The organism is Pseudoalteromonas sp. MTN2-4 (assembly GCF_042848605.1).
In the GTDB taxonomy this organism is placed as follows: domain Bacteria; phylum Pseudomonadota; class Gammaproteobacteria; order Enterobacterales; family Alteromonadaceae; genus Pseudoalteromonas.
In genome coordinates this window covers 139,541-161,105 of record NZ_BTGK01000009.1, presented here as the reverse complement: position 1 = coordinate 161,105, position 21,565 = coordinate 139,541, and the positions used below count along the sequence as shown (strand labels likewise).

The following is a 21,565-nucleotide window of genomic DNA, read 5'->3' as shown; positions in this document are numbered from 1 at the left end:
TCGACTCGCCACTACAGTTAGCTTAGGACGACAAAGTAAGAACTGCACGCCCATGTTTTATTGCGAGTGCGATTTTCAGTTCAATAATTTCATCATAGTAAATGCAAAATGACAGCGCTATCAAATATTTTCCATGAACAGCTCATAAAATAAAAAAACCCGCAATTTCGCGGGTTTAGATAAATTAAATTTTATTAAATTACGGTTATATCTGACTTTTTAGCTCTCAGAGCCAGTATTATTTAGTCACTTTTTATAAAAGCACTTTCTTGTTACTGTCAATTCAAAACGCTGAAGTCATCACTCTTTTGTTAGCTAGTTACTGTTTTTGTAACGCATCAATAATGGCAACATTTGCAGCAGGAAACGCCCAATTGTTCAGATCATTGATTGCCACCCACTGCGATGCCTGCCCTTCAAGTCCTGTTGCTTCGCCAGAGAAGTCTTCAACGATATGAATAAACAACTTCACGCACTTATCACCATAGTCATGCTCAATTTCAAGCAAACTTTGTGAGCTATGCACGTCAATATTCACTTCTTCTTTTAATTCCCTCGCCAGCGCCTCTGTGACTGACTCACCTGATTCAATTTTACCGCCAGGGAATTCCCAAAGGCCGCCTTGATGTTGCGACTCATCACGCTTAGTAATAAATATGTGCTCATCACGCTTTATTACGCCAACCGCGACTTCGACTACTTTCTTTGTCATTTTCTTCTCCGATAAAAAAAGCGACTATAAAGTCGCTTTTTAATAATTTACGCGTGTGTGATTATTTTAACTTGCCACAACACTGCTTAAACTTTTTACCTGAACCACAAGGACAAGGCTCATTACGGCCAACTTTTGGCTCTGTGCGTGATGCCACAACTGCACCTTCTGGTACGTCACCACCAACATGCTCTGCTTCAGCATGCTGATATTCACGCGGTGCTTGCTCTGCACGACGGTGTTGCTCTTCTACTTTCTCAACATCTTCTTCTGCACGAACTTGTACTTTCGCAAGAATTCCCACTACGTCAGTTTTAAGGTTTTCAAGCATTGCAGAGAATAGTTCGAAAGATTCACGCTTATATTCTTGCTTCGGATTCTTCTGAGCATAGCCACGTAAGTGGATACCTTGGCGAAGATGATCCATTGCTGCTAAGTGATCTTTCCAATGTTGATCTAGACTTTGTAACATCACGGCTTTTTCGAAATGACGCAGTACATCTGGGCCTACCATCAATTCTTTTTGTTTGTATGCGCTGTCGATCTCTTCAGTGATACGCTCACGTAATGTCTCTTCGTAAAGCTTGTCATCATCAGCTAGCCACTTAGAAATTGGCAGTTCAATTAAGAAGTCAGCTTTAATACGCTCTTCAAGCGCTGGAATATCCCACATTTCAGCTAAGCTTTGTGGCGGGATGTACTGATCAATCATGCCATTCACAACATCGCTGCGGATAGCTGTAATTGTTTCTGAAATATCGCCTTCTTCAAGTAGCTCGTTACGCTGCTCGTACACAACACGACGCTGGTCGTTTGCAACATCATCGTACTCAAGTAACTGCTTACGAATATCGAAGTTACGTGCTTCTACTTTACGTTGTGCGTTTTCAATTGCACGGTTAACCCATGGGTGCTCAATTGCTTCACCACGTTGCATACCTAGCTTACGCATCATGTTTGTCATGCGCTCACCTGCGAAGATACGCATTAGTGCATCGTCCATCGATAGGTAGAAACGGCTTGAACCTGCATCACCTTGACGACCAGAACGACCACGTAGCTGGTTATCGATACGACGAGATTCGTGACGCTCTGTACCAATGATATGAAGACCACCTGCAGCAATAACGGCATCGTGAGTTTCTTGCCAATTCGCTTTAATTTCAGCGATTTGCTCTTCAGAAGGGTTTTCTAGCTTTGCCACTTCGCTCTGCCAGTTACCACCTAATACGATATCGGTACCACGACCAGCCATGTTTGTTGCAATAGTCACTTTACCCGGTAAACCTGCATCAGCAACGATGTCTGCTTCTTGGGCGTGGAACTTCGCATTCAGTACGTTGTGTTCGATTTTTTCTTTACGTAAGAACTGAGATAAGTACTCTGAACTTTCGATTGAAATCGTACCCACTAGTACTGGCTGACCGCGCTCTTGACAGTCTTTAATGTCTGCAAGAATGGCTTCAAACTTTTCATCTTGAGTTAAGTAAACTAAATCAGCACGATCATCACGGATCATCGGGCGGTTAGTTGGAATAACAACAGTGTCTAGACCATAAATTGATTGGAATTCGAACGCTTCTGTATCCGCAGTACCTGTCATACCAGATAGTTTTTCGTAGATACGGAAGTAGTTTTGGAAAGTAATAGACGCAAGTGTCTGGTTTTCGTTTTGAATGCGCACACCTTCTTTCGCTTCAACAGCTTGGTGTAAGCCTTCAGACCAACGACGACCTTCCATTGTACGACCTGTGTGCTCATCAACGATGATAACTTCATTGTCTTTTACAACGTAGTCTACGTCTTTTTGATATAGCTTGTGTGCACGAAGTGCTGCATACACATGGCTTAATAACGAAATGTTACCTGCAGAGTACAGTGAGTCACCTTCTTCAATCAGGCCATTTTCAGTAAGAAGTTCTTCAACTTTTAACTGACCACGCTCTGTAAGGTGTACTTGCTTTGATTTTTCATCAAGCGTGTAATCACCGTCACCTTCAACGCCTTCTTCATCTTCTTTCTCTTGAAGTGTCAGTGATGGCACTATGGTGTTAATACGAGCGTAAAGTTCAGAACTGTCTTCAGCTGGACCAGAGATGATAAGCGGCGTACGTGCTTCATCGATTAGGATAGAGTCAACCTCATCCACAACCGCAAAGTGCAATGGACGTTGTACACGTTCTTCAATGCTAAACGCCATGTTGTCACGAAGGTAGTCGAAACCAAATTCGTTGTTCGTACCATATGTAATATCTGCTGCATATGCTTGCTTCTTCGCATCTGGCATCATACCAGGCACATTACAGCCAACAGTTAGACCTAGGAATTCAAATAGCGGGCGGTTTGTTTCGGCATCACGTTTTGCTAGGTAATCATTCACCGTAATAACGTGAACACCTTTACCTGTTAAACCATTCAAGTAGGCAGGTAGAGTCGCTGTAAGGGTTTTACCTTCACCGGTACGCATTTCTGAAATACGACCTTGGTGCAACACCATACCACCGATCATTTGTACATCGAAATGACGCATGCCATAGACACGTTTTGAAGCTTCACGTACCGTCGCAAATGCTTCTGGCAATAAATCGTCAAGGTTAGTGCCTTGCTCATAACGCGCTCTGAAATCTGCTGTTTTTGCTTTTAATTCTTCATCAGAAAGTGCGCTAAGTTGTTCTTCTAATGCATTAATTAATGCGACCGTCTTTCTTAGTTTTTTAATCGTTCGGTCGTTACGACTACCAAAAATTTTGGTAAAAATGTTCGCTATCATGTTTAAACCATTTCACTCTAGTGATGGCTGACCGCATATCCACTTTTAACATTGGATATCAATGGCCACCCTGCGTCCTGTTGGCAGTAAAAGCAATCAAGCCCTACTGAATGCCGAATATAAAATTGCCCCTATCATACCAGACTCACGCTGTCTGCAAACCTTTGAAATGCAATCAAGCAAAAAAGCCTTGGCAATTCATTTGTTCCGCAAGATGGTCCAACTGGTAATTCTCTTTATATGGTGACGACAGGCATAAATTTCAAGCATATTCACTGACAAGAATCACTTCTCGTCTGTCGTTATGCTGTTATACTTGGGTAAGTTAATTTTGAAGTGGCATCTGCTGTATGGCTAAAAATCGCTATGATCCAAAATCCATAGATGAATTGATGGGCAAATGGTCTAACAAGATCACCCAATTCGGTGCAAAAACCGATAGTCTGCAAGTTTTACAAGCAGAGCTTGATAAAGCGCTGGGTCCTATATTGAGTAAAAAGTGCCGCGTGGCAAATTACCGAGATGGCACTTTAGTGATTGAAGCCGTTTCTGCCACATTAGCAACTCGACTTAACTATCTGAAACTAGATATTTTGTCTCACCTCAGACAAAACGGTTTTGCTGAGTGTGGACAAGTGAAAGTCACTTCTAACCCCGATGCACAATTAAGATTAAGTGAGCCCAAACCTAGCTTCAAGACACAAAAAAGTAGTCGAACCATGAGCGAAAGCACTGCTGAACAATTAACAGAGCTTGCAGCGCATGCACCACCGAGTTTACAAGCAAAACTACTCAAGCTCGCTACCCACGCGGCAAAAAACAAGCAAAAAAAATGACGCTAAAAAGCGTCATTTTTTATAATTAATCTGTATTAAGCTTTCGCAAGCTCCATACCTGGTGCAGGCATATGAATTGGCTCTTCAAATGTCGCCCATTCCCACGCTGATTCAGTCGCCATAATTTGACGTAACAGTTTGTTATTTAAACCGTGACCTGACTTGTAACAGGTGATCTTACCTAGAATGTTATGGCCAGCCATAAACATGTCACCAACACAATCTAAGATCTTGTGTTTAACAAACTCATCATCGTATCGTAAACCGTTCGGATTAAGTACTTTGTACTCATCTAAAACAACCGCGTTATCCATGCTACCACCTAACGCTAGGTTGTTGGCATGCATATACTCGATGTCTTTCATAAAACCAAACGTACGTGCGCGACTGATTTCTTCAGTAAAGCTTTGTGCCGTAATATCAAGACCGATACGCTGACGGCTGTCATTGATTGCTGGATGATCAAAGTCAATCTCAAAATCAATGTGGAAACCATCGTAAGGGGTAATTTCTGCCCACTTATCACCGTCTTCAACGCGTACAGTTTCTTTAATACGAATAAAACGTTTAGCAACTTGCTGCTCTTTGATACCGCCTTTTTGTAGTAAATAAATGAACGGTAATGCACTGCCGTCCATAATCGGTACTTCAGCACTATCTAATTCAACAACAAGGTTATCAATACCCAGTGCAGCAACAGCGGCAATTAGATGTTCAGTGGTCGATAAACGCACACCATCTTTGTTAGTCAAACATGTACATAGCTGTGTATCGCCAACAGCTTCTGGTGTTGTTTCAAAGTCAACAACAGGATCAAGGTCGACACGACGGAATACAACACCGGTATTCTCGCTCGCTGGTCGGAGAGTAATGGTAACCTTTTCACCTTTATGTAGACCGACACCTGTCGCTTTAACAACTTCAGCAATTGTACGTTGTCTAATCATAACTTCGCCTATTCATGTCACTTGGGCCGTGGATTGTATCACAGATACGACCAGCTGCCAATCGTTTAATATGTAACCAGTTTGTTAGTCAGACTGTTTACGTAAAAAGGCAGGAATATCAAAGTAATCGCCTTTTTCAGTCTCACCAGTCGCTGCTGGTTTGCTCTCAGGAGCTGGTGTTTTAGGAGCTTGAGTCGCTTGACTCTGTGTTTGCTCCGGTGCACTTGTCGGCTGCTCAGTGCTCGTTTGTGTAAAGCTTGGTACAAACATGCCTGGCTGGCTTGATGCTGGTGCAGCTGTTTGCGCGTCACTACCTGAAACCTGCTGCATACCGTTATCAATAATGCCAAACTGAGGACGACGGTCGCCACCTAAACCAGTTGCAACAACAGTTACACGCAGCTCATCACTCATTTCTGGGTCGATTACCGCACCGACTACCACAGTCGCATTTTCAGACGCTAATGCTTTAACATGGTTACCAACCACTTCAAACTCTTCGATGGTGATATCCATACCCGCTGTGATATTAACCAAAATACCTTTTGCACCGGTTAAATCGACGTCTTCTAATAGTGGGCTTGAGATAGCCGCTTCTGCAGCTTCTTGCGCACGATCTGGACCAGACGCTGATGCAGTACCCATCATAGCAGTGCCCATTGCCGACATAACTGTACGTACGTCCGCAAAGTCCACGTTGATAAGACCTGAACGTGTAATAAGTTCAGCGATACCTTGTACCGCACCGTATAGTACGTCGTTCGCTTTCGCGAATGCGTCTAACAGTGTAGTGCCTTTACCTAAAACCTTAAGTAATTTGTTGTTAGGAATTGTAATAAGTGAATCTACAATTTCTGACAACTCACCGATACCTTGATCAGCCGCAGCCATGCGCTTTTTACCTTCAAGGTCAAACGGACGTGTTACCACTGCTACAGTCAAAATTCCTAAATCTTTTGCTACGCGCGCAACGACAGGTGCTGCACCCGTACCTGTACCGCCGCCCATACCGGCAGCGATAAAGACCATATCCGCGCCATCTAACGCTTCTTTGATCGTTTCAATATCTTCTTCAGCAGACTTGCGGCCTACTTCAGGGTTTGCACCCGCACCTAGACCAGATGTAATTTGCGTACCTAATTGTACCGTTACATCTGCAGATGATTTACGTAACGCTTGCGCGTCTGTGTTAGCAGCAATAAATCGCACACCTTCGATTTCTTGTTTTACCATGTGCTCAACAGCGTTACCGCCGCCGCCGCCAACACCAATCACTTTGATCACAGCTTCTTCGCTGTGTTGTTCCATAATATCAAACATCATTCACTCTCCGACTCGAGTTTAAAACTCACCTTGGAACCACTTTGATACGCGGCTCCACCAACTCACGTCCGTATCTACTCTCGACTTTTGTGCATTAACCGAGTGTAGAGAACGACCGTATTGTAACAAACCTACGGCTGTTGCATATGCAGGATCGTCAACATAATCTGTTAAACCTGTGATATTTACAGGTTTACCTATTCTAACTGGCATTTGGCAGATATCTTCAGCCACTTCTAATGCGCCAGTCATCTTTGCAGTACCGCCTGTTACAACTAAACCTGCGGCTATTTGATCTTCAAAACCAGAACGGCGAACTTCTTCTAACGCCAGTTCAAATAATTCTCTGAATCTTGGCTCAACCACTTCAGATAATGTATGGCGCGACATTAATCGCGCTGGACGACCACCAACACTTGGCACTTCAATGGTTTCTTCACTGCTGGCCATTTGGCTGCTGGCGCAAGCATATTGCACCTTTAGCGACTCAGCATGAGAGATTGGCGTCCTGAAAATCTTCGCTATGTCGCCCGTGACTTGGTTACCAGCCACTGGGATCACTGCGGTATGGCGCAATGCACCATTGACATAAATGGCCAAGTCCATGGTACCGCCACCAATATCAAGTACTGCGACGCCTAGCTCTTTCTCATCATCTGTTAAAACCGCATAACTCGATGCCAATGCGCCAAACGTTAATTGGTCAACCTGAAGACCGCAACGCTCAACACACTTCTCAATGTTTTTAGCCATATCATTTGAACAGGTGATGATGTGAGCTTTCGCTTCCATACGTACACCACTCATACCAAGCGGGTTTTTAATGCCCTCTTGCATATCGATGCTATATTCTTGCGCCAATGAATGAAGCATTTTGCGCTCTGCAGAAATAGGCACTGAACGGGCAATATGCATTACATTGTCCATATCATCTTCAGTCACTTCTGCGTTATTAATCGCAACAACACCACTCTCGTTTTGACATTGAATGTGCTTACCTGAAATACCAAGGTAAACTGAACCTATTCGGCAATCAGCCATTAATTCGGCTTCGTCGACTGCGCGGCGAATGGAATCAGAAACTAGGTTGAGATCGTTCACTCCCCCTTTATCCATTCCATGAGATTCCTGACACCCCACACCAACGATACTGAGCTGATTGTCTGCTGTTATCTCACCTACTGTTGCTACCACTTTTGAGGTACCAACATCAAGGCCGATTACTAAGTTTCTTTCTATTGACTTAGTCATGCTTCACTCTTATTTTGTTGTTCTGTTTGTGCTGGAAACTTCCAGCTCACCGCAAGGCCGGTGTCATACCTTAAATCTACCGTATCAAGTACGCCGCCCTCAGGGATTTGCATACTTGGATACACGTCTATAAATCTTTGTACTCGTTTGGCTTTTTCTTCGCGCCCGAGGTTAAGTCGCACGCCATCTTCAAGCCATAATTGCCAAGCAAAACGCTCAGACAGCGCTAAACTCACCAAATTAAAATCGTTTACTGCCAGCATATCTTTAAACTGTAAGAATGCTTGCCAGGCCTCTAGTTCACTTCCTTCAGGCCCGTATAGTTGGGGCAAGTAAGCCTGTAAGGCTTCGTTGTCTGCCTGAAACACTTGGCCTTTAGCGTTTAACAGCAAGTCGCTATTCCAAATGGCCACGGGTTTATGCTCAACAATGTAAACCTGTAATTCGTCAGGCCATTGTTTTCTTACCGATACCGTTGCGACCCAAGGTAAGTCCTGTACCGAGCGCTGTACTGCTTTCACATTCAGTTGAAAGTAACTACTTAAATCAACCTGTTTAATAGCAGCGACAACCTCTTTGTCAGAGGTGTATTTAGGTTTGCCTAACACCACTATTTTCTTTATTTGTGCATCTTGGTTTTCAACCAACCAATCAGATACCCAGTAGCCACCGCGAACCAGTAAGCCTGCTACCAATACGAAAAAGCCCACACTCAATATCTTTTGCCAATTGAGTTGTGAATTAACTGCCTGAGCTTTCTCAAAAAGAGCACGCATATTAAAGCGTTTGCTCCAAAATGCGAACAACTAATTGCTCAAAAGTTACGCCAACCGCTTTGGCCGCCATAGGCACCAAGGATTTTTCTGTCATGCCTGGCACAGTATTCACTTCTAATAAGTAAAATTGGCCATTTTCATCTTGCATTGCATCAACGCGGCCCCAACCTTGCGCATCAACTAAAGCAAAAGCATGCGTCGCCATAATTTGTAATTGCTGCGTATGCGCATCGCTCAATGCCGCTGGACAATGGTATTCAGTACTATTTACTTTGTATTTGGCCTCGTAGTCATAAAAGCCACGCGGGGTTACCATTTCAATAACAGGTAATGCTTCATTACCTAACATAGCAACAGTAAACTCTCGGCCGGTGATCCATTGCTCAACTAAAACCTGATCGTCATACTTAAAGGCATTATTTAAAGCGTCGGTTAATTGCTCTGCAGTTTCGGCTTGAGCCATACCTATGCTTGAGCCTTCATGGCTTGGCTTCACCATGACTTTGCCAAACTCATTAATAATGTTGGCTGCATCAAAGCCCGCTTTCGCATCAACAACCGCAAATGCGGCAGTGCTTAATTGTGCTGACTGGAACAGCTGCTTACAGCGAATTTTATCCATTGCCAAAGCACTGCCCAACACACCGCTGCCAGTGTATGGGATCCCCATAAATTCAAGTGCGCCTTGAATGGTTCCATCTTCACCACCACGACCGTGCAAAGCGATAAATACACGATCAACGCCTGCGGTTTGTAACTCTGAAAGCGCACGTTCTGCCGGGTCAAACGCAAACGCATCAACGCCAGCTGCAATCAATGCATTCAAAACGGCATTACCTGAATTTAATGACACTTCACGTTCAGCAGACGTTCCGCCAAGTAATACTGCTACTTTACCAAACTGTTTCATGATTCACCTTTTAACGCAGCGAGTGACATTTCAGTTGCTGCCAACTTCTTAACGATTTGACCAATGTTGCCGGCACCTTGTGTGATCACAAGGTCGCTGTCTTGTAAAACATTCGAAAGGACTTTGCCCAACTCTTCATTGTCTGAAACATGAATTGGCTCTACACCTCTTTGACGTAAGCTTCTGCATAAGCTCTTGCTGTCAGCACCTACAATAGGTGCTTCGCCAGCACTGTATACATCTAACAAAATAAGTTGATCAACTTTAGAGAGTACTTTGACAAAATCTTCATATAAGTCACGAGTACGTGTAAAACGGTGCGGTTGATAAATCATCACCAATCGACGCTCAGGCCAGCCTGCTTTTGCTGCCTCAATGGTGACATCAACTTCTGATGGGTGGTGACCATAATCGTCAACCAGCATCACATTACCTTGTTCATTATCAAATGTGCCGTAATGTTGGAAGCGACGGCCTATACCTTCAAACTCTGTGAGTGCTGCTAAAATCGCAGCATTGCTGATATTGTGATCTTTCGCCACGGCAATTGCCGCAGTCGCATTCAGCGCATTGTGTTTACCCGGCATATTTAAATGCACCGCGATCTCTTCGCCTGACTTAGTGACAACTTTGAATTCGCTGCTATTTACCGTTTGCTTGAAATCCACTAAGCGATAGTCTGCCGCTTCATGCTCACCATAAGTAATGGTTGGGCGTGCAAAGCGAGGTATAAGTTCAGCAGCAACGTCCGAGTCAATACATACCACAGCCAAGCCATAAAAAGGTAAGTTATGGATGAACTCCACATAGGTGTCTTTCATCTTCTCGAAATCACCCTCGTAGGTATCCATATGATCTGCTTCGATATTGGTAACAACCGATACCATTGGCTGTAGATGCAAGAAGGAAGCATCACTTTCATCGGCTTCAGCGATTAGATAATCACTGGTCCCTAATTTGGCATTAGTACCCGCACTATTTAACAGACCGCCGATGACAAACGTGGGGTCAAGTTCTGCTTTAGCAAAAATGCTTGCGATCAAACTGGTTGTGGTGGTTTTACCATGCGTACCCGCAATGGCAATACCATGACGATAACGCATGAGCTCAGCCAACATTTCAGCACGACGAACAATTGGAATTCGCGCTGCTTTCGCGGCTTTAATTTCAGGGTTATTGACATCAATCGCTGTCGATACCACAACCACATTGGCATCTTTAATGTTATTTTCGTGATGACCAATAAAGACTTCAGCGCCCGCTTTAATCAAACGCTCTGTCATCGCGTTTTGTGCTATATCAGAGCCTGTAATACGATAACCTTCATAGGCTAGTACCTCAGCAATACCGCCCATACCAGCACCACCAATACCGACAAAATGTATCGTATTGATGCGTCTCATTGCTCTTCGATTATTCGCTTCGTTCACTTGCGTCTCTTTCTTTAAATTCATTTATTTTGCCAACTCACCACACACCTTCGCGACGCGTTCGGTGGCATCAAATTTCGCCAACTGCTTTGCTTTATCAGCAATCTCAGACAATAAACTTGGCTGTTCAAAATACGGTGTTAATAACTCAACTAATCGCTCAGTTGTAAAGTCTTGCTGCGACATAAGCAAACCACCTTGTTGATCGACTAAATAGCGAGCATTTGCTGTTTGGTGGTCGTCAACCGCATGTGCTAATGGCACAAACAAAGCTGCTTTTCCCGCTGCAGCCACTTCACTGACAGTTAAAGCCCCTGCGCGACAAATGACTAAATCTGCCCATGCATAGGCTGCATCTATATCGTGAATAAATTCATCAACTTGTGCATCTAATTCGCGACCAACATAAGCACTTTTGAGTTTATCTTGGTTGTTACGTCCACTTTGATGGCGTACACTCAACGAAAAGTCTTTTGCCAATGTCGAAAATACCTCTGGCAGACGCTCGTTTAGTACTTGCGCGCCTAACGAGCCACCAACAACTAGCACATTCAATTGTTCTGTCTGTGGTTTTTTTGCAATCGAACTGACACTGGCTCGAACTGGATTGCCAACCACTTCGGCGTTATTTTCAAAGGCATTAGGAAAAGCTGCTAACACTTGATTAGCGACTTTTGCCAAAAGCTTATTACTAAACCCAGCCACTGCATTCTGCTCGTGGATCACCAAAGGCACGCCAGATAATTTTGCAGCAATGCCAACAGGGCCCGTGACGTATCCGCCCATGGCTAAGATCACCGAAGGCTTACGCTGTTTGATAACTTTTTTTGCCGCTAATATGGCTTTTAGCACCATAAATGGCGCTTTGAGTAAACGAGTAATACCGTTACCGCGCACGCCTTGGACTTCGACAAAATCAATCTCGAAACCGTGCTTTGGCACTAATTGCGCTTCCATTCTGTCGGCAGTGCCTACCCAAGACACTGTCCAACCTTGTTGCTGCATATGCTCTGCAACCGCGATGCCCGGGAAAATATGACCGCCCGTACCACCGGCGACCACCATTAAACGTTTATTCACTGTCATCGTCGCCCACTCCTCGCCGTTGCTTGTCGGCTCGATAACTTAGTTTCAAAATCAATACGCTGCAGCACACCCGCTGCAATCACCATAATTAAAAAGCTCGAGCCGCCGTAAGATACAAACGGCAAAGTTAAGCCTTTGGTTGGCAAAATGCCGGCACTTGCTCCAATGTTCACCATGGTTTGGAACGCAAACCAAATACCAATGGCCAGAGCAAAATAGCCTTCATATTCTTTACCATGCTTTAATGCTTTCTGGCCGATTAATAAGGCTCTAAATACCAAAACACCAAGCAACAGCAAGATACTAGTTACGCCGACAAAGCCTAGCTCCTCGGCGATAACCGCAAAAATAAAATCGTTATGCGCCTCAGGTAAATACTGCAGCTTCTGCACACTATTACCTAGGCCTTGACCAAACCAACCACCTTGGCTATAAGCCATGAGTGACTGAACTAATTGATAGCCAGCGCCAAATGGGTCATCCCAAGGATCTAAAAAGCCAGTAACTCGTCGCCAGCGGTAGGGTTCAAAGACAATTAGCACCACTATCAAGCCAATGCCCGTTAAGATCAGCATAAAAAACTGCCATAACTTAGCGCCAGCTAAAAACAGCAGACCCACTGTCGTCACAAACATAACCACTACGGTACCTAAGTCAGGTTGTTTTAAAATCAGTAATGCATAAACCGCAAATACAGCGATGGGCTTAGCAAAGCCTTTTAAGTTTTCTTGCACTTCTTCGCGCTTACGAACCAAGTAACCGGCAATGTAACTAAAAAAGTAAAGTTTGGCAGCTTCAGCGACCTGAAAACCTATCGGCCCAATGGGGATCCAACGTTTCGAGCCATTCACCTCTCGGCCTACTACCAGTACTAAGCACAATAGAAATAGCCCAAAGAATAATAAATAAGGATTACACTTCTTCCACCAGTTCATTGGCACGCTAGTGCTAAACCAAAATAAAAAGAAACCTAATCCTAAAAACACCCCGTGACGCATCGCTATGCCATAAGGGTTGTTATAAAGTCGCTCAGCCACTGGCATAGAAGCACTGGTCACCATCACAAAACCAATGCCGATTAAACACAGCATGGCGTACAACAAAGGTACATCAAAAAGTGCATTTGACTGTTTTGGCGTAAGTTGCATTCTTAGCTCAGCGAAGGTCATCATGGTGCAAGCTCCGCTACGGCTTTACAAAAAGCTTCACCACGAATCATATAATTCGGGAACATATCTATGCTGGCACAGGCCGGTGCTAATAACACTGCATCGCCGTTTTGTGCCAGTGACTGCGCCTTTAAAATGGCTTGTTGTAAATCAGCAACTAGGTGGCTTTGTTCGTGTAATGGTAAAAACTTTGCTCCATCTTGACCAAAACAAATCACAGCGCGACAAGCAGCTTGCAATGGCTCACGTAAAGGTGATAAATCAGCCCCTTTGGCATCACCACCGGCAATAAGCACGATTTTGTTTACATCATCTTTTAAGCTTTCAAGTGCAGCGACCGTCGCACCGACATTGGTTGCTTTAGAATCATTGAAGTATTTTACCCCAGCTACATCAGTCACTAACTGGCAACGATGTGCCAGGCCTGTGAAGTTTTTAAATGCTGCTGCAAATGCCGCTTTATCAATGTTAAAAGGCTCAAGCAATGCCATTACAGCCAACGCATTAAACTGGTTGTGTTTACCCACCATAGTCAAACTAGAGACAGGCAAAACAGGCTGCTGATGTGCAGCGAAATACAAACCACCGTCATGTGTCTGAAGACAATAATCTGCTTGCGCTAATGCTACACTCACACCGACACCTGCATTGGCCAGTGTATTGTTATCTATGGCGTTAAATACCACATGCTTGGCATGTTGATAAATTCGCTGTTTTGCTTGGCAATAGGCGGCGAAATCAGGGTAACGGTCCATATGATCTTCAGTGACATTTAAGATCATGGCACTGGTACAAACTAGACTTTGCGTGGTTTCGAGTTGAAAACTAGATAACTCTAAGACAAACACATCAAAGTCTTGTTCAAGAAGGTCGAGCGCTGCGGTACCAATATTGCCACCCAACCCCACTTTGTAACCGGCTTGGGTAAGCACTTCAGTGGCAAGACTCACCACCGTCGATTTGCCATTTGAGCCAGTTACCGCGATGACAGGTTTCATGTTCAAACGAGCAAACAGCTCGATGTCACCAATCACTTCAACACCTTGCGCTATCGCTTCAGCAACACTTTGCTCAAATAACGCAATACCAGGGCTGATAATGATTAAATCAGCGCTCGGTAAACTCGCCTGTGCCAGCGAACCAAACACCGCTTCACAGTCAGGGGCATTATCGGCAAGCCATTGCGAACCCGGCGGTACAGAGCGGCTGTCGACCACGCGCGGCGTAATACCGTGAGACAGTAAAAAACGCACAATGCCCAGACCGGTAATTCCCAGTCCGAGCACAGTGATGTTTTTATTTTTTAACTCGTTTAAATACTGCATTTATCTGATCTTCAGCGTTGCCAATCCAGCGAGTACTAATACAATCGAAATAATCCAAAAGCGCACGATCACACGCGGCTCCGGCCAACCTTTTAATTCATAATGATGGTGGATCGGTGCCATTCTAAAAATACGCTGGCCACGTAGCTTGTATGAACCGACCTGCAAAATGACCGACAGCGCCTCCATTACAAACACCCCCCCCATAATCAACAGCACAAGCTCTTGACGCACTAAAATCGCGATAATGCCCAACGCACCACCTAGTGCCAATGAACCCACATCACCCATAAAGACCTGTGCAGGATAAGTGTTAAACCATAAGAACCCAAGGCCCGCACCAACAATGGCGGTACACACTACGACCAGCTCACTGGCCAGTGGTAAATGCGGTAAATGTAAGTACTCCGAGAAATTTGCGTTACCAGTTAAATAGGCAATAATCGCAAGGGCTGATGCCACTAAAATAGTCGGAACTATCGCCAAGCCATCTAGGCCATCGGTGAGGTTTACCGCATTAGATGTACCGACAATCACAAAATAGCTCATAACCAAATAGAAAATGCCAAGTTGCGGCATCACTTCTTTTAAGAAAGGCACAACTAGCACGGTTTCATTTGGGTCTAGTGAAGTAAAGTATAAGAAGCTCGCCACAGTCATAGCGATCACCGACTGCCAGAAATATTTCCAACGAGCAATTAGGCCTTTTGAATCTTTGCGGATCACTTTGCGATAGTCATCGACAAAGCCGACAACACCTAAACTGCCTAAAACAAAGAGCGTCACCCACACATATTTATTGCTTAAGTCGCCCCACATTAGGGTACTGGTAAAAATAGCGCCTAAGATCAATACCCCACCCATGGTCGGCGTACCAGACTTAGATAAATGTGATTCTGGACCATCATCACGTACCGTTTGACCAATCTGCATGCGCTGTAGTGCGCGGATCAAAATCGGACCGAAATAAAGCGATAACAATAACGCCGTTAAAATACCTAAAATCGCACGCAGCGTCAGGTAAGAAAAGACGTTAAAGCCACTGTAATACTGGGTTAAATATTCAGCCAACCACACTAACATGCTGATACTCCATTTGTGGCTGCTTGTTCACCACTTGTTGTTATTAATTCTTCTACTAGTAATTCCATTCGCGCGCTGCGAGAGCCTTTCACTATCACAGTACATGGACCATTTTGCGCCGCTAAAGTTTGATTAATTGCGGCCAATAAATGCGGGCGTGTCGAAAAGTGTCTATCGGCAATTTCAAACACATCACTGCTATAACGGCTCAGTACCCCTAGGGTAAATAACGCGTCGATACCTTGCTGTTTGGCATACTCGCCTACTTCTTGATGATACTCACGAGCATGTTCACCAAGCTCGCCCATATCACCTAAGGCAAACACCTTATAGCCTGGCATTTTAGTCAATAAATCGATTGCCGCTTTGACCGAGCGCACATTGGCATTGTAGGTATCGTCAATCACGGTTAAATTTTCGTTGACCTTAATAAGGTTCACACGACCTTTGACTGCACTCATGCTCTCAAGCGCCGCAGCCACCTCATTTAAACTAGCGCCTAGTTCAGTTGTGAGGGCCGCTGCAATTAGTGCATTGGTGACATTGTGCTCACCTGGTAACGCCAGCGTCACAGGTACTTTTTGTTCACCATCACAAAGTAAGAAGCTGGCGTGAGCGGTGTCGTTTAGCGTGACTTGTTCAGCCCAAATATCTAGCTGTTCATGGCTGGCAATGCGTTTTATACGCTTATCAAACATGCTGCTATCCCACATCTGGCGAAATTCAGGATTAATATCGCAGTTAAATACAGCACAACCATTTGCTTTTAAGCCAGAGAAAATCTCACCTTTGGCCTGCGCCACGCCTTCAATTGAACCAAAACCTTCAATGTGTGCTGGTGCAACATTACAAATGGCAGCAACGTCTGGTTTGGTCATTTGCGTGGTATAAGCAATCTCACCAATATGGTTTGCACCAAGTTCAATAACCGCATATTCGTCGTCTTCCGACAAACGAATTAACGTCAACGGAACACCAATGTCGTTATTAAAATTGCCATTGGTTGCCAGCACTTTGCCTTTTTGCGACAAAATCGCTGCGCACATTTCTTTTACTGTGGTTTTGCCCACACTGCCCGTAATAGCAATGGTTTTTGGCGCTACTTGTGTCATTACGGCAGCACCTATATGTCCTAAAGCTAAGCGTGTATCGGCTACCACAAACTGAGGAATATCGCATTCCACTGGTTTATCGACAATCGCTGCTATGGCGCCTTTTTCATACGCTTGCTGGACGAATTTATGTCCGTCAAAGTTTGGCCCTTTCAGTGCTAAAAACACCTCATCATTTTTTATTGTTCTGGTGTCGGTGTTGATATTGCTGACAGATAAATTCTCGCCACAACTTACTGGGGTGTTTAATACGGCTGTAAGCCAAGCAAAATCCATTGTGATCATGCTTTATCCCCTTTTAAAATTTTCATTACCCATGCTCTGTCACAGAAGGTGATCGTTTGATCACCGATAATTTGATAATCTTCGTGTCCCTTGCCAGCAACCAGTACCACGCCTGAAGCAGATGTGTGCTCAACTGCATAGGCAATAGCTTTAGCTCGGTCAGGTTGGCAGTAAGCATACTCAGGTTGACTGAGCCCAGCCTTAACGTCTGCGATAATATCGTCGGGATTTTCACTGCGCGGGTTGTCGCTGGTGATCACCAGCTTATCGGCGTTTTGCTCAGCCGCTTGCGCCATCATAGGACGCTTGCCTTTATCGCGATCGCCCCCGCAGCCAAATACACAAGTCACTTGCCCGGGTACGTGCTGCTGAAGTGCTTGTAACGCCAAAGTCAACGCATCCGGGGTGTGGGCATAATCAACCACGCAAGTTGGTTTGTCCTCAACCGAAAATGCCTGCATACGACCCGCAACTGGCTCCAGAGAAGAAATTGCGTTACACAATGCACTAAAGTCATACCCTTCAACCAAGAGTGCCGCCATCGCAGCTGCTAGGTTATAAAGATTAAATTGACCAAATAGCGGTACATTAATGGTCGCTTCCCCCCAAGAAGTGAAGAGCATTGCACGAATACCTGTTTGATGACATTCAACCTCATCAAACCAAACAAACTGAGAAAAATTGTGTGCCGTTGGTTTTTTGCCATATACCACTAGATTGCTAAAACTAGATTGTGCGATCCAGCTTTGGGCAACTGCATCGTCATGATTTAAAACACAGTGTTTTGGCATACAATCTGTAAACAGCAAGCGCTTTGCGTCGGCATAACGGTGCATGTCACCGTGATAATCTAAATGATCGCGAGATAGATTGGTAAAAACCGCCGTACTAAACTGTGTTTCTTTTACACGGCCCTGCACTAAACCATGAGATGAAACCTCGATGGCTGCTAGCTGATTATGCTCTGCAAGCGTTGCAAAAATACGTTGTAAGTCCACAGACGACGGCGTGGTGTTTTGCAGAGGCGTTAACTCATCTACTTTGCCATAACCCAAAGTACCGACAACCGCAGCTGGTGCATTTATGGCCTCTGCGAGCGATGCTATCATGGCAGTCGTGGTTGACTTACCATTGGTGCCAGTTACACCCATTACTTTTATACGCTCGGTCGGACTCTGATAGTAAGTTTTGGCAATTTCAGCGATACGCTCAGCCAAATTCTGGACAGGGATCAGCAAGCCTAAACTTTGATCCTGCGCTGCAAAACTGGTTACATCGACCAAGGCACAACTAGCGCCATTGGTAAAAGCCGCAGCAATAAAGTTTTCGCCATTACTTATATGGCCTTTAATGGCAATAAATACATCATCGGCTTTTACAGCACGGCTATCGAGCTGCAAGTCAGCAGTTTTTGTGGGGATTTTTGCCTCTGAAAGTTCAATGTTTAACGCTGCTAATGTGTGAGATAAATTAAAGCGCATCTTTTTTCTCCGACAAATAAGCAACGCGGCCTTTATCAGGTGCCACATTCAAAATACGTAATGCGTTCGACATGATTTCTGCAAATGCAGGGCCTGCTGTTTGACCACCGTAATAAACATCACCGCCAGGCTCATTGATCATCACCACCACAGCTAAGCGCGGGTTTGTAACTGGGGCTACACCGGCAAAGTAACCAACATATTCATCACCATAACCACCGGCTACTGCTTTCTCAGAAGTACCGGTTTTACCCGCTGCACGGTAGCCATCGACTTTGACGTTTGCCGCGGTACCGCCTTTTTCAAATACAGACTCCATCATTTCTACAACCGCTTTGACATCTTCCTCTTTGAATAGACGCTCACCCTCTGGCGGCGTATCTTGTTTTAGGATGGTTAAAGGGCGAGAAATTCCCCCAGCGCCAAATGTGGCATATAAACGTGCTACTTGCGCGGTACTCACTGAAACCGCATAGCCATATGATAAGGTTGCAATTTCAAAATCAGACCAACGACGATTTGGGTAAAACAAACCACTGCTCTCACCCACCATCAAGGTGCCTGTATCTTCTCCAAAGCCTACTTTTTGGTATAAACCAACGAGATATTCTTTAGGCAGCATTTGGCTAATTTTAGCCACGCCCATGTTCGACGATACTTTAAGAATTTCTCTTAGTGTCATTTCACCGTGATTACGCTCATCTTTAACTAAGCTGCCACCTAGGCGCATCCAACCCGGAAAGGTATTGATGGTGTCATCGGCTTCAATCACATCATGGTCTAGTCCCGCTAACACAGCCAGCGGTTTAAGCGTTGAGCCGGGCTCAAATAAATCAGTAATGGCGCGATTTCGGCGTTTGTAAGGGTGTGCATCGCGCATATCATTCGGGTTGAAGCTTGGACTGTTTACCATAGCAAGCACTTCACCGGTTTTCACATCCACCACCATGGCTGAGCCTGAAGTCGCTTGATAGCTCAGTACCGCACTTTTCAAGGCCTTATAAGCAATCGCTTGAATACGTAAATCAATGCTGAGTTGAATATCTTCTGGCTCAACACGTTGCTCTTCAGATAACACTTGGATCTCACGACCACGTGCGTCTTTACGAATGGTTCTTTTACCTTCTGCACCTGTAAGGGCATTCTCAAATAGCTTTTCGATGCCTTCGATGCCTTTGCCATCTATATTGGTAAAACCCAACACATGCGCGGTGACTTCGCCACTCGGATAGTAACGTTTTGATTCGTCGAGTAAATGAATGCCAGGCAATTTTAATTGACTGATATAGCTTGCAACTGCAGGCGTGACTTGACGCTTTAAATAAACAAATCGGCGTGCAGGATTGTCACGCAAACGTTCATCCACTCCTTCGTGATCAATTTGTAATACGTCTGCAAGCTCGCGCCAACGAATATCATTGTCATACCGAACTTGCTTGCGGTATGTCATTTCTTCTTCATTTTCAGCCAGCGCTTTATGATCTTCTTTATTTTTACGCGCAGCACGAATGACTCTTTTACCAAGCGCTTTATCTAGGGCAAGCGGATCGGCATAGACACTCACAACGGGCACACTGACAGCGAGCTCTTTACCATTTCTGTCAAAAATCATGCCGCGTTGCACTTTTAGAGTTTCAACACGCACTGTACGTTTTGTACTTTCTTCACGAGCATGATCGGGCTCAATCACTTGTAAGTAGGCAGCACGGGCCATCAGCGTTAAAAACACCATGACTAACACAGTACACACCAATGCAAAGCGCCAAGTTATGAGTGTTTTTGAGCTATTGGCTTTTGCTTTTTTCATGGCAACACCACCACTTGCTCATCTTTACTGGTTGGGCGCTTCATTTCTAGCTGCGTGGTTGCGACTTCTTCGATGCGCGCATGTTGTGAATAGAACTCTTCTTCAACCAGTAAGTAACGCCATTGCAAGTCCAATTCGTCACGCTCTTGTAAGAGTTTATCCTGCTGGATCACTTGCTGACGAGACAGATAAGTGACTTGTACAACCCCCAAAGCCGAAGCAAAGATACAAATAAGCAAAAAGCCCGTTAGCTTATTCGCTAAAAGGCCTGCAAATATCTCATTAAACAGCTTAGGCTGTCGGCTTTGTGGTTTGTTCATTATAGTTTTTGCGCTACTCGCAATACTGAGCTACGTGATCTTGGATTAGCAGCTATTTCCTCAGTAGTTGGTTTTATGGCTTTACCTAACGCCTTCAGTGTCAGGTTTTTATTCAACTGCGCTTCAGTTAATGGCAAGCCACGAGGAACGGCCTCACCTTTACTTTGTTTCTTAATGAACTGCTTAACGATGCGATCTTCCAAAGAGTGGAATGAAATCACCACCAAACGACCGCCAGGCTTTAATACCGAAAGCGACGCTTGTAATGCAGTTTGAATTTCTTCTAATTCGCTGTTGATATAAATACGAATTGCTTGGAAAGTGCGTGTTGCTGGGTGCTTGTGCTTATCTTTCACAGGTACCGCTTCATCAACTAAATCAGCCAGCTGTTTCGTAGTGGTAATCGGTGTTTCGTCGCGGGTTTCAACAATTTTATGCGCTATGCGACGGCCAAACTTTTCTTCACCATACTTTTTGATCACAAACGCGATGTCTTCAAGTTCAGCCTCAGCTAACCACTGCGCGGCACTACGACCAGACGTTGGATCCATACGCATATCAAGTGGACCATCTTTCATAAAGCTGAAACCGCGATCAGCATCGTCCAATTGCGGGGAAGAAACGCCAATATCTAATAAAATGCCATCGACTTGGCCCAGAATACCCGCTTCTGTTGCCACCGATTCGATGTTTGAGAAACGCGTATGTGCGATATTAAAACGGGTATCGTCAGCAAATTTCTTAGAGGCTTCGATCGCCTGCGGGTCTTGATCAATAGCCTGTAAACGACCTTGTTCGCCCAAACGACTTAGAATTTGACCCGAATGGCCGCCTCGGCCAAATGTGCCATCGATATAGGTACCGTCGGCTTTGATATCTAACGCGTCTAACGTTTCATTCATCAAAACTGATACATGGGTAAATTGCGCAGTCATGCGTTAT

The 21,565-nt window shown here is 44.7% G+C and carries 18 protein-coding genes; 1 reads left to right on the top strand and 17 read right to left on the bottom strand.

Annotated elements, in window-relative coordinates:
- Positions 1–319 precede the first annotated feature (319 nt).
- Both mutT and secA read right to left on the bottom strand, forming a co-directional pair.
- Positions 320–712, bottom strand: a complete 393-nt coding sequence (gene mutT, locus ACGHEH_RS18095) for an 8-oxo-dGTP diphosphatase MutT (protein ID WP_390448145.1) — start codon at positions 710–712, stop codon at positions 320–322.
- 61 nt (positions 713–773) lie between these two features.
- Positions 774–3,482, bottom strand: coding sequence for a preprotein translocase subunit SecA (gene secA / locus ACGHEH_RS18090; RefSeq protein WP_390448142.1), 2,709 nt, complete (start codon positions 3,480–3,482; stop codon positions 774–776).
- 350 nt (positions 3,483–3,832) lie between these two features.
- Here secA and ACGHEH_RS18085 point away from each other — a divergent pair, with 350 nt between their 5' ends.
- Positions 3,833–4,318 (top strand): DUF721 domain-containing protein, encoded by a 486-nt coding sequence (locus ACGHEH_RS18085; protein ID WP_058028666.1) that lies wholly within the window; start codon positions 3,833–3,835, stop codon positions 4,316–4,318.
- A 35-nt stretch (positions 4,319–4,353) separates the two neighbouring features.
- Here ACGHEH_RS18085 and lpxC read toward each other — a convergent pair whose 3' ends face one another.
- From lpxC to rsmH, 15 genes are all read right to left on the bottom strand, one after another.
- Positions 4,354–5,265: a UDP-3-O-acyl-N-acetylglucosamine deacetylase gene (lpxC, locus tag ACGHEH_RS18080; RefSeq protein ID WP_058028665.1), complete on the bottom strand. Its 912-nt coding sequence runs from the start codon at positions 5,263–5,265 to the stop codon at positions 4,354–4,356.
- Between the two features lie 84 nt (positions 5,266–5,349).
- On the bottom strand, positions 5,350–6,585 hold the full coding sequence (ftsZ, locus tag ACGHEH_RS18075) for a cell division protein FtsZ (protein ID WP_390448205.1): 1,236 nt from the start codon (positions 6,583–6,585) through the stop codon (positions 5,350–5,352).
- Between the two features lie 21 nt (positions 6,586–6,606).
- Positions 6,607–7,839, bottom strand: coding sequence for a cell division protein FtsA (gene ftsA / locus ACGHEH_RS18070; RefSeq protein WP_390448137.1), 1,233 nt, complete (start codon positions 7,837–7,839; stop codon positions 6,607–6,609).
- Complete coding sequence (locus tag ACGHEH_RS18065; protein WP_390448134.1) at positions 7,836–8,615, bottom strand: cell division protein FtsQ/DivIB; 780 nt, start codon at positions 8,613–8,615, stop codon at positions 7,836–7,838. Before ACGHEH_RS18065 ends, ftsA begins: the two co-directional genes overlap by 4 nt.
- A gap of 1 nt (position 8,616) precedes the next feature.
- On the bottom strand, positions 8,617–9,525 hold the full coding sequence (locus tag ACGHEH_RS18060; protein ID WP_390448131.1) for a D-alanine--D-alanine ligase: 909 nt from the start codon (positions 9,523–9,525) through the stop codon (positions 8,617–8,619).
- Positions 9,522–10,979, bottom strand: coding sequence for a UDP-N-acetylmuramate--L-alanine ligase (gene murC, locus ACGHEH_RS18055; RefSeq protein ID WP_390448128.1), 1,458 nt, complete (start codon positions 10,977–10,979; stop codon positions 9,522–9,524). The genes ACGHEH_RS18060 and murC overlap by 4 nt, the downstream gene beginning before the upstream one ends.
- Positions 10,980–12,035, bottom strand: a complete 1,056-nt coding sequence (gene murG / locus ACGHEH_RS18050; RefSeq protein ID WP_390448203.1) for an undecaprenyldiphospho-muramoylpentapeptide beta-N-acetylglucosaminyltransferase — start codon at positions 12,033–12,035, stop codon at positions 10,980–10,982.
- A gap of 2 nt (positions 12,036–12,037) precedes the next feature.
- Complete coding sequence (ftsW, locus tag ACGHEH_RS18045) at positions 12,038–13,210, bottom strand: cell division protein FtsW (RefSeq protein ID WP_390448200.1); 1,173 nt, start codon at positions 13,208–13,210, stop codon at positions 12,038–12,040.
- On the bottom strand, positions 13,210–14,535 hold the full coding sequence (gene murD, locus ACGHEH_RS18040; protein ID WP_390448125.1) for a UDP-N-acetylmuramoyl-L-alanine--D-glutamate ligase: 1,326 nt from the start codon (positions 14,533–14,535) through the stop codon (positions 13,210–13,212). The genes ftsW and murD overlap by 1 nt, the downstream gene beginning before the upstream one ends.
- On the bottom strand, positions 14,536–15,618 hold the full coding sequence (gene mraY, locus ACGHEH_RS18035) for a phospho-N-acetylmuramoyl-pentapeptide-transferase (RefSeq protein ID WP_349284718.1): 1,083 nt from the start codon (positions 15,616–15,618) through the stop codon (positions 14,536–14,538).
- The gene (murF, locus tag ACGHEH_RS18030) at positions 15,612–17,015 is read right to left on the bottom strand and encodes a UDP-N-acetylmuramoyl-tripeptide--D-alanyl-D-alanine ligase (protein WP_390448122.1); all 1,404 of its coding nucleotides are present in this window, start codon (positions 17,013–17,015) and stop codon (positions 15,612–15,614) included. Before murF ends, mraY begins: the two co-directional genes overlap by 7 nt.
- A complete protein-coding gene (locus tag ACGHEH_RS18025) occupies positions 17,012–18,496 on the bottom strand; it encodes a UDP-N-acetylmuramoyl-L-alanyl-D-glutamate--2,6-diaminopimelate ligase (RefSeq protein ID WP_390448120.1) in 1,485 nt (494 codons plus the stop codon). The genes murF and ACGHEH_RS18025 overlap by 4 nt, the downstream gene beginning before the upstream one ends.
- Positions 18,486–20,303, bottom strand: a complete 1,818-nt coding sequence (locus tag ACGHEH_RS18020; protein WP_390448117.1) for a peptidoglycan D,D-transpeptidase FtsI family protein — start codon at positions 20,301–20,303, stop codon at positions 18,486–18,488. Before ACGHEH_RS18020 ends, ACGHEH_RS18025 begins: the two co-directional genes overlap by 11 nt.
- Entirely contained in the window at positions 20,300–20,623 is a 324-nt protein-coding gene (gene ftsL, locus ACGHEH_RS18015) for a cell division protein FtsL (protein ID WP_349284722.1), read from the bottom strand. Before ftsL ends, ACGHEH_RS18020 begins: the two co-directional genes overlap by 4 nt.
- Positions 20,623–21,558 carry a 16S rRNA (cytosine(1402)-N(4))-methyltransferase RsmH gene (rsmH, locus tag ACGHEH_RS18010; RefSeq protein ID WP_390448112.1) on the bottom strand — a complete coding sequence of 312 codons (936 nt, stop codon included), beginning with the start codon at positions 21,556–21,558 and terminating at the stop codon, positions 20,623–20,625. Before rsmH ends, ftsL begins: the two co-directional genes overlap by 1 nt.
- Positions 21,559–21,565 lie beyond the last annotated feature (7 nt).

What these genes read in the sequence shown, in the direction of transcription:
- ftsW (WP_390448200.1), bottom strand. Translation starts at nt 13,210, where the DNA reads ATGACCTTCGCTGAGCTAAGAATGCAACTTACGCCAAAACAGTCAAAT.
- ftsZ (WP_390448205.1), bottom strand. Translation starts at nt 6,585, where the DNA reads ATGTTTGATATTATGGAACAACACAGCGAAGAAGCTGTGATCAAAGTG.
- ACGHEH_RS18025 (WP_390448120.1), bottom strand. Translation starts at nt 18,496, where the DNA reads ATGCGCTTTAATTTATCTCACACATTAGCAGCGTTAAACATTGAACTT.
- ACGHEH_RS18020 (WP_390448117.1), bottom strand. Translation starts at nt 20,303, where the DNA reads ATGAAAAAAGCAAAAGCCAATAGCTCAAAAACACTCATAACTTGGCGC.
- murF (WP_390448122.1), bottom strand. Translation starts at nt 17,015, where the DNA reads ATGATCACAATGGATTTTGCTTGGCTTACAGCCGTATTAAACACCCCA.
- murC (WP_390448128.1), bottom strand. Translation starts at nt 10,979, where the DNA reads ATGAATTTAAAGAAAGAGACGCAAGTGAACGAAGCGAATAATCGAAGA.
- ftsA (WP_390448137.1), bottom strand. Translation starts at nt 7,839, where the DNA reads ATGACTAAGTCAATAGAAAGAAACTTAGTAATCGGCCTTGATGTTGGT.
- secA (WP_390448142.1), bottom strand. Translation starts at nt 3,482, where the DNA reads ATGATAGCGAACATTTTTACCAAAATTTTTGGTAGTCGTAACGACCGA.
- ftsL (WP_349284722.1), bottom strand. Translation starts at nt 20,623, where the DNA reads ATGAACAAACCACAAAGCCGACAGCCTAAGCTGTTTAATGAGATATTT.
- mraY (WP_349284718.1), bottom strand. Translation starts at nt 15,618, where the DNA reads ATGTTAGTGTGGTTGGCTGAATATTTAACCCAGTATTACAGTGGCTTT.
- lpxC (WP_058028665.1), bottom strand. Translation starts at nt 5,265, where the DNA reads ATGATTAGACAACGTACAATTGCTGAAGTTGTTAAAGCGACAGGTGTC.
- ACGHEH_RS18060 (WP_390448131.1), bottom strand. Translation starts at nt 9,525, where the DNA reads ATGAAACAGTTTGGTAAAGTAGCAGTATTACTTGGCGGAACGTCTGCT.
- ACGHEH_RS18085 (WP_058028666.1), top strand. Translation starts at nt 3,833, where the DNA reads ATGGCTAAAAATCGCTATGATCCAAAATCCATAGATGAATTGATGGGC.
- mutT (WP_390448145.1), bottom strand. Translation starts at nt 712, where the DNA reads ATGACAAAGAAAGTAGTCGAAGTCGCGGTTGGCGTAATAAAGCGTGAT.
- rsmH (WP_390448112.1), bottom strand. Translation starts at nt 21,558, where the DNA reads ATGACTGCGCAATTTACCCATGTATCAGTTTTGATGAATGAAACGTTA.
- ACGHEH_RS18065 (WP_390448134.1), bottom strand. Translation starts at nt 8,615, where the DNA reads ATGCGTGCTCTTTTTGAGAAAGCTCAGGCAGTTAATTCACAACTCAAT.
- murD (WP_390448125.1), bottom strand. Translation starts at nt 14,535, where the DNA reads ATGCAGTATTTAAACGAGTTAAAAAATAAAAACATCACTGTGCTCGGA.